The sequence below is a fragment of the Paenibacillus zanthoxyli JH29 genome (genome assembly GCF_000520715.1).
Taxonomy (GTDB): domain Bacteria; phylum Bacillota; class Bacilli; order Paenibacillales; family Paenibacillaceae; genus Paenibacillus_AQ; species Paenibacillus_AQ zanthoxyli.
This window is the reverse complement of the sequence record NZ_ASSD01000583.1, coordinates 1-8478: the sequence shown is the minus strand read 5'-3', so window position 1 is coordinate 8478 and position 8478 is coordinate 1. Positions and strand designations below refer to the sequence as shown.

The following is an 8478-nucleotide window of genomic DNA, read 5'->3' as shown; positions in this document are numbered from 1 at the left end:
CGGGGGCCGCTCTTAAAGGCGCGGCCCACACGGATGAGCTGATGTACAGCCTTGGCGGGGAAAATATTCATTACGGCACGCCGGTGAATCCGCGGGGCGCGGGGAGAATTCCCGGCGGTTCTTCCAGCGGCTCGGCAGTCGCGGTCGCCGCGGGGAGCGTAGACTTCGCGCTCGGGACGGATACGGGCGGCTCTGTCCGCGTACCGTCCGCTTACTGCGGCATTTATGGCTTTCGGCCGAGTCATGGTGCGGTTGATATGAATGGCGTGATCCCGCTTGCGCCGCAGTTTGATACCGTCGGCTGGATGGCAAGCGGCCTCGAACTTTTGCATAGGGTCGGCAGGGTGCTGCTCGGCGGAGCGGGCGAAGGAGAAAGCCTGGGGGAGCCCGCCCCAGACTCTGCGGCATCATCAGCCCAAGCAGCGAAGATTCAGATCGACACGCTGTTCATCCCAGAGGATGCCTGGGCGCTGACAGAACCGGAAAGCGCCGGGGATTTAACCGGCGCACTGAAGGTTTTGCAGGCTGGCGCCGGGAGAAGCGTGCAGACCGAAGCGGCTCCGGAGGGACTGAAGGCGTGGATGGATGTCTTTCGGGAGCTTCAGGGCAGTGAAATATGGGAAACGCATGGAAGCTGGGTGCGTAGGGAGCGGCCGACCTTTGCGCCGGATATTGCCGCCCGCTTTAAACTTGCGGAAGAACTGCACGGCCGCAATCTTTCAGCCGCGGCCTCGTTCCGCGAGGAAGTTACCGTCCGGCTTCGCAATCTGCTTGGCGAGAACGGTGTGCTGGTTATTCCGACAGTGCCGGGCCCCGCACCGCTTGTCGGCGGGGATGCGGCGCAGCTGGAGTTTAATCGCAGCGGGGCCATGTCGCTCTGCTGTATCGCAGGTCTGACCGGTCTTCCGCAAATCACGCTTCCGGTGAGCGGTCCTGACGGTCTTCCGCTCGGACTGTCCGTCATCGGCGGTTATGGCCAGGACCTGCGCTTATTGGCATGGGTAAATGAAATCTGGAAGCCGGCGCTTGTTTGATCAGTTGTTTAATACAGATGACAAAGCTGTCTCGCGGTGAATGCCGCGCTGGACGGCTTTTGTTTTTTTGCATAGCAGATAATCTAAAAAATCAATATGAAAAATATGTAAAAATACATAACATAGCAAGGCGTTTTTTTAACTTTTTTCTTTTCAAAGAGGGGCGCATTCTTTATAATGTTACATAAAGTAACACAAGAAATCATAAAAAATTAGATTTTATATATATACTGGAGGAGAGGCTGCATGCATCTTACGGTTGAAGAGGCGTTATCGATTTATCCTCTGTCGGAAGCAAAGCTGATTGCCGGCTCCAAAGGGACTCACAGAATCGTTAAATCGATCAATGTGATGGATGCGCCGGATATTTCGGATTGGATCAAAGAAGGCGAGATGCTGCTTACGACAGCCTATCTGATCAAGGATAATCCGGAGCAGGCGTCGGCGCTGCTTCACAAGCTCAATCGGAGGGGTTCCTCGGGACTCGGCATCAAGCTGGGCCGATTCTGGGAATCGGTTCCTGAAACTCTGATCACCGAAGCGGACGAATTGAATTTCCCGCTCATCGAGCTTCCATTCCAATTTACCTTTTCTGATCAAATGAACGGTCTGTTCCGGGCGGAGCTTGCCCGCAGGACGGATACCCTGCAAGCCGTTCTTGAGAAGCAGCGCAAGCTGATGCGCTTTGCCCTGCGCCCTGTACGCAGCCGCTCGCTTCTGGAGTCGGTATCCGAAGTCATCGGCCATCCGATTGCCGTCATCGGCAGCCGGGGGGAACTACTCTTCAATAACTCCACCCGCACCGAACGGGAACTGCTTGGCGGATGGCCGTGGGGGAACCGGAACCGCAAGGTGCGCATCGGAGAGGAAGCGGGCTACCGCCTTCCGCTTTTGCAGGGAGAAGAGTGCTTCGGTTATCTTGTCTTTTGCTCCATTGACCCATTGCTTCTGCCTATGGAAGAAAGCCTGTTCGTGCAGGGAGCCGAACTTATCGCGCATCACATCCGAGCAGGGGATGAGGATTATTTCGAGCATGATTTGCATAGAGAGTTTGGGAAGCTGCTCCGCCGTTACCTGAAAGGCGACCTGTCCTGCGCCGAACTGGTAAAGGCGGCTGACACACTGGACTACGGACTGCTGCAAGCGCCGTTTCAGCTTGTTCTTAGTGATGTGCCCGAAGCGGGAGAACTGCGGCAGCACGAACTGACCCGCCTGAAAGAGGAATATGCGCAGCATCCGGAGTTTGGGAGGATGAAGGCTTTTCATCTTGTGATGGAAGAAGGGCTCTTGTCCATCTATTCGGGGGAAAGGATGGCGCCGGAACGTTTTTCCGCTATCATTGAATCCTGCTTCGACAAACTGAAGATGGGCGAGAGCTTCTACCCCCGGGCCGCGATCAGCAGCCGGAAGAGTAAACCGGAGGAGACCAAGGAAGCTTTTGCCGAAGTAAAAGAAGCTTTGCGTTTGACGGCACACTGGAATGCGGGACAGCAGGTTGCGCATTACCGTCAGCTTGAGCTGGCCATGGTGCTGCAGCAGGTTCCTGCCGAGATGATGCAGAAATATTTCAGCCGCATATTGGCCGGACTGCTGGGCCGTGAGCCAGAGTATGTAAGGGAGATGCTGCATACGCTGGAAGCTTTTTTGGAAAATGACGGTCATATCAATGAAACGGCCAAGAAGCTGTTCATCCACCGCAATACGGCTACCTACCGCATGGAGAAGCTGAGCGAACTGCTTGATGTTGATTTCAAGAAGACGGACGACCTGCTGCGGTTGAAGCTGGCCTTTTTATTCCGTAAAATGCTGGAGCGCGGCTGAATTTCGGGTCGCGATGAGTTTAGGAGGGAGTTCATGAGCGCCTACGATATTGTAAACCGCATCAAGAGAGATGAAGCTCCCGCCGTACTGGCCACCCTGATTGGTGTAGAGGGGCACTCATATCGAAAGGCCGGAGCAGTCATGCTGTTTCATGAGGGGGGCACTATAGGAAGCCTAAGCCCCGGATGTCTGGAAAGCGATTTGCAGCTCCGGACCGAAGAAGTGTGGAAATCGGGGATGCCGGAGACCGTAGAATATGATATGCTGTCTCAGGATGATTTTTCTTGGGGAGAAGCTGTGGGCTGCGGCGGCAAGATTAAGGTAGTGCTGGAGCCTGTAGCTGGCGAGCTCAGGAATTTGCTGGTTGAAGCCCATGGAATCATAACATCCGGTAAAAACGTGATCCTTCGGCGCAGCAGGGCAGACGGCAGATATACCTATTCGCTGGAGTCGGCTGCGGCAGTGCCGGAGATGGCGGCGGCCAACAACTGGAGCGATGCTTCGTTTGCGACGCTGCTTGTACCTAAACCGCGGCTCGTTCTGTTTGGTCCCGGAAATGATGCGCGCCCTATTGCGGATTTGGCGGTCAAAGCCGGCTTTCGTGTTGCCATCGCCGACTGGCGCGAGGGTAGCTTAAGACATGATTTTGCTGCGGCAGAAAGAATCATTTGCTCTCCGGCCGAGGCAGCAGACAAGCTTCATATCGGCAGCAGGGATTATGTTCTGATCTGCAGCCATCAGCTTCAGCGGGACCGAATATTTCTTGAGCATGTCATTAAGCATAAGCCATGTTATATCGGCATCATCGGGTCCAAAGCGAGAATAGGCATGCTGCTGGAGGGGCTTGATGCGCCGGAGACGCTGCATGCGCCTGTCGGTTTGCCGATTGGGGGAGAAGGCCCTGAAGAAATAGCCGTCAGTATTGTCGCCGAGATGATTCAGGTCAGAAGATCGAGTTCCCGCAAGCGGCCGAAAGGAGCGGATTACCTTGAGAGTTGCCGGTATTTATCTGGCGGCGGGGCAAAGTAGCCGGATGGGCACCTCCAAGGTATCTTTGATGCTGTCGGAGGATGTCGCGCTCGGGAGCGTAGCGCTCGGTGAACTGGAGCGCTGCGGCCTTGATCCGCTGGCCGTGGTGGTACGGGCCGGCGACAAGCTGGAGTGGCTTCCGCCCGAGAGCGGAGTCCCGGGGGCAAGGCGGACGGAGTTTTGCCTGACGGCCCATCTGGGGATGTCCTTCTCCCTCCGCTGCGGCTTGAACGCGGTGCTGCCGGCCGAACCGGATGCGGTGGTGGTTGCGCTCGCCGATCAGCCTTTTATCACAGCGGGGCTGGTCGGCCGCCTGATTGAGACCTTCCGGTGCTCGCCGGCTCTGGATTATGTAGCTTCCAAAGGCAACGGAATGGCAATGCCGCCAGCGCTTTTCTCCAAATCGCTCTTTCCGGCGCTCCAGCAGCTTGAGGGCGACCGCGGCGCGGCAGGCATATTCCGTTCTCCGGACTATAGAGGTGCAGTAATTGAAGGGGACTCGCCCTTGTTCTTCATGGATGCCGACACCGAAGGAGATTTCAGGGAAGTTCGCCGGGAGTGGATGCTTAGAAATGCCCCGGAACGCAACGCTGCCGATAGATAATCCCCTATATGTTAGGATTCCTTACAATTTTAAATACATCTAGCTCTACATAGGCTTGGGTTAGTGCGGCGTGCACAAAGTACCCCCCTCCTTTTCATCTTTTCGCACAAACGTATGTTATATAAATTTACGCAAGGCTCTGGCCTCCAGTATATTAAAAATATAATATTCCTGAAGACCAGGGCTCCGATGCCGGAGCTTCGGCTGGAAACGGCCAGTTCATATATTAGCTTTCATGCTACACGACATTTTAGGAGGAGGAAAACAATGAAACAAAGGGGTCGGGCATTCAAATTGAGCTTCATGCTGCTGTTTGTGCTTGCGATTGTGCTTGCGGGCTGCGGCGGCAACAATACGGGAGGTAACACGGGTGCATCCCCGGAACCGTCGTCGGCGGCCGGAGCTTCGGCAGGCGCGTCCGCGCAGCCGTCCGGAGAAAAGCCGAAGGTGGCGTTCGTGTACATCGGGCCTCCAGGCGATGGCGGTTATACTTACCAGCATGACCAAGGGCGCAAAGCAATGGAAGCGGAACTTGGCATTAAGGCCGATGCTGTAGAAAACGTTCCTGAGGGCCCCGATGCGGAGCGCATCATTACCGAGCTGGCGCAAAGCCATGACATCGTATTTACGACAAGCTTCGGCTACATGGAACAGACGCTCAGCGTGGCGAAGAAATTCCCGAATGTCAAGTTCGATCATGCTTCCGGCTTCAAGACAGCCGAGAACATGGGTACCTATTTCGGAAAGAACTATCAAGCGAGTTATCTGACGGGTATTGCGGCAGGCAAAATGACCAAGAAAAATCATCTTGGCTATGTCGGCGCTTTCCCGATCAGCGAAGTTATCTACAACCTTAATGCGTTTACGCTTGGCGCGCAAAGTGTAAACCCGGACATTAAAGTCGACGTCGTATGGACAAACACATGGTATGATCCGACGACAGAGCGTCAGGCGGCTATCAGCTTGCTGGATAAGGGTGCCGACGTGCTGCTCGCATACCAGGATTCCCCTGCTACGATTCAGGCAGCTGCTGAGCGCGGCGCATTCGCAGGCGGCAACGACTCCGACATGAAGAAATTCGCGCCTGACAATTATTTGACGAACCCGGTATGGAACTGGGGACCGTACTACACGAAGACTGTAAAATCGGTTATGGACGGAACATGGAAGAACGAGCAGTATTCCGGCGACATGGCTGACGGCATGATTGATCTGGCTCCATTCGGCAACAAGGTTCCCGAGGATGTGCAGAAGCTTGTGGCCGATACCAAGGCGAAGATCATCAGCGGTGAATTGAATGTCTTTACGGGTCCGATCAGCGATAACCAGGGCAATGAGAAAGTTCCGGCAGGAAAGAGTCTCACACTTGAAGAAGTGCTGGGCATGAACTGGCTGGCCAAGGGTGTAGTCGGAACGCTTCCTAAATAAGTCGTGTTTTGACCTGTTTTAAGCTGCAAAATTCGTGTGTGATATCCGTTAAATAAGTGGAAGACCATACAGGTGGGGCGGGCTCTTAATCCAAGAACCTTCCCCACCTGTACTACAACTATGAGGAAGGAGGCGTTCATATGCAGGAATATTCGGTGGAAATGCGCGGGATTGTCAAACGGTTCGGTTCGGTAACCGCGAGCGACCAAGTCGATTTTTCGGCAAACGCGGGCGAGATACACGCGCTGCTTGGTGAGAACGGGGCGGGGAAGAGCACGGTCATGAGCATGCTGTCGGGCGTGTATAGAGCGGATGAAGGAGAGATTCTGATTCACGGCAAGCCTGCCAAGATTCGTTCTCCCAAAGACGCGGCCATGCTCGGCGTGGGCATGGTATTTCAGAACTTCAGACTGGTGCAGACCTTGACGGCGGCGGAAAATATCGTGCTTGGCGAAAAGTCGTCTTTCTGGCGCGGACGAAACTGGATTAAAAACAAACATAAAGAAATTGAGGAGTTGGCGGAACGCTTCGGGCTAAAATTTCCGGTGGATCGTCCCATATGGCAGCTTTCCGTCGGGGAGCAGCAGCGGGTGGAGATCGTCAAGACGCTCTATCGCGGCGCCGATATTATCATTTTGGATGAACCGACTTCGGTGCTTACGCCGGGTGAGGTGGAAGGGCTGTTCAGCACACTTCGCCGGATGAAGCAGGAAGGGAAGACGGTTATCATGACCACGCATAAAATGAAGGAAGTCATGGCGTCTTCGGATCGAATTTCGGTTATGCGCAAAGGTAAAATGATTGCTACGCTGGTTACCAAGGATACCGATGAGCGCGAGCTTGCCCGGTTGATGGTCGGCAGAGAAGTGGTTATTGAGCGTCAGGAGCGCGAAGCTACGGAAGGTGAAGAACTGCTTAATGTTAAAAACTTAAGCGTCTACGCCGATCATGGCCGCAAGGCTCTGGACAGTCTGTCCCTGAGCGTGCGAAAGGGTGAAATCGTCGGCGTAGCCGGAGTGGCTGGCAACGGCCAGAAGGAATTGGCTGAAGTCCTGACCGGTCTTCGAACGTGGAGAGAAGGCGAAATTACCTTTGACGGAAGTTCTGTCAAGACGGCTTCGGTGCGCGGAGCGATTGACTCGGGCATCTCTCATGTGCCGGAAAACCGTATGAAAAGCGGCTTGGCCGGAAAGCTCGGATCTGTCGATAATTTGCTGTTCAAATCGTACCGTTCCGAGGAGCATTCGAAATTCGGATTCCTGAAAGCGGCCAAGAATCGTGTATGGTCCGAGGAGCTTGTTCGTAAATTTGATGTGAAGACGCCGGAACTCGATACGCCTGTCCAGCATCTGTCCGGAGGCAACCAGCAGAAGCTGTTGTTCGCGCGGGAAGTTACCCACCGTCCGAAGCTGATGGTGGCTGTCCATCCGACGCAGGGCCTTGATGTCGGCGCGACGGCAGGGGTACATGAGCTGCTTATGGAACTCCGCGCTTCCGGGAGCGGCGTGCTGCTCATTTCAGAGGATCTGGATGAACTGCTGCAGCTTTCGGACCGGATACTGGTTATTTATAACGGAGCAATTATTGGTGAGGAGACCCATGAGATGGCGGACAGAGAAAACATCGGCCTTATGATGGCGGGCATCCGGGGCAGAGAGGAGAGCATGGTATGAGCCAGGAAAAGGCAGGCGGAAGAGCGCTTGCGAAACCTGTGAAACAGACTTCCGGAGGAAAGATGCCCTGGCGGCTGGAATTTGATTCATCCCGCATCCGCACGCCGTGGTGGACGCCGATCGTATCAGTTGCGCTGGCGCTCGTACTGTGCGCGATTTTTATCTATGCCAACGGAATGAGCCCGGTAACCGTCTACTCCAAAATGATTAAGGGTGCCTTCGGAACCTCATACGGCATTACCGAAACGTTTGTTAAAGCTATTCCGCTGCTGCTGTGCGGACTCGGCATCGCCGTGGCTTACCGGATATCGGTCTGGAATATCGGAGCCGAGGGCCAGTTGATTGTCGGCGCGATAGCCGCAACCGCCGTAACGATCTATTTTCCGAATTTGTCGGGATTCTGGTCGATTCTGTTGATGCTGATCTTCGGCGTTGCCGCCGGCGCTCTGTGGGGGCTGCTTACGGCTATTCCAAAGACGCATTTCGGGGTGAACGAGCTGATTACTTCGCTAATGCTCAATTATGTCGCGCTGCTGGCCCTTGATTACGTCACATTCGGACCATGGAAAGATCCTCAAGGTTTCAACATGCCGGGCTCGCCGGTATTTACCGACGCGCAATCGCTGCCTGTACTCGGAGTAACCCGGCTGCATATTGGCCTGATCTTTGCACTGGTCGCGGTTGTCATTTATTATCTGATGATCCGTTTTACCCGCTGGGGCTACGAGCTGCGGCTGATCGGAGCGAATCCGAACGCGGCCCGTTACGCCGGAATTCACATCAATCGCCATATTATCATTGTTATGCTGATCAGCGGAGGGCTTGCAGGTCTTGCTGGTATGGCCGAAGTATCGGGAGTAAGCCATAAGCTGATGCAGGGCATTTCTCC

The 8478-nt window shown here is 54.7% G+C and carries 7 protein-coding genes; all 7 read left to right on the top strand.

From position 1 onward, the window contains the following. Positions 1-1034: amidase family protein (locus L691_RS0122590; protein ID WP_025692568.1), on the top strand; the 1034-nt coding region annotated here is incomplete at its 5' end. A gap of 246 nt (positions 1035-1280) precedes the next feature. Further along, positions 1281-2855, top strand: a complete 1575-nt coding sequence (locus L691_RS0122585) for a PucR family transcriptional regulator (RefSeq protein ID WP_025692567.1) — start codon at positions 1281-1283, stop codon at positions 2853-2855. A gap of 33 nt (positions 2856-2888) precedes the next feature. Then, a complete protein-coding gene (locus L691_RS0122580; RefSeq protein WP_025692566.1) occupies positions 2889-3884 on the top strand; it encodes an XdhC family protein in 996 nt (331 codons plus the stop codon). Continuing rightward, positions 3844-4488, top strand: a complete 645-nt coding sequence (locus L691_RS0122575) for an NTP transferase domain-containing protein (protein WP_025692565.1) — start codon at positions 3844-3846, stop codon at positions 4486-4488. Before L691_RS0122580 ends, L691_RS0122575 begins: the two co-directional genes overlap by 41 nt. A gap of 267 nt (positions 4489-4755) precedes the next feature. Beyond that, a complete protein-coding gene (locus tag L691_RS0122570) occupies positions 4756-5916 on the top strand; it encodes a BMP family ABC transporter substrate-binding protein (protein ID WP_025692564.1) in 1161 nt (386 codons plus the stop codon). 140 nt (positions 5917-6056) lie between these two features. Then, positions 6057-7589: an ABC transporter ATP-binding protein gene (locus L691_RS0122565; protein ID WP_025692563.1), complete on the top strand. Its 1533-nt coding sequence runs from the start codon at positions 6057-6059 to the stop codon at positions 7587-7589. Further along, positions 7586-8478: ABC transporter permease (locus L691_RS0122560; protein WP_025692562.1), on the top strand; the 893-nt coding region annotated here is incomplete at its 3' end. The genes L691_RS0122565 and L691_RS0122560, both read left to right, overlap by 4 nt.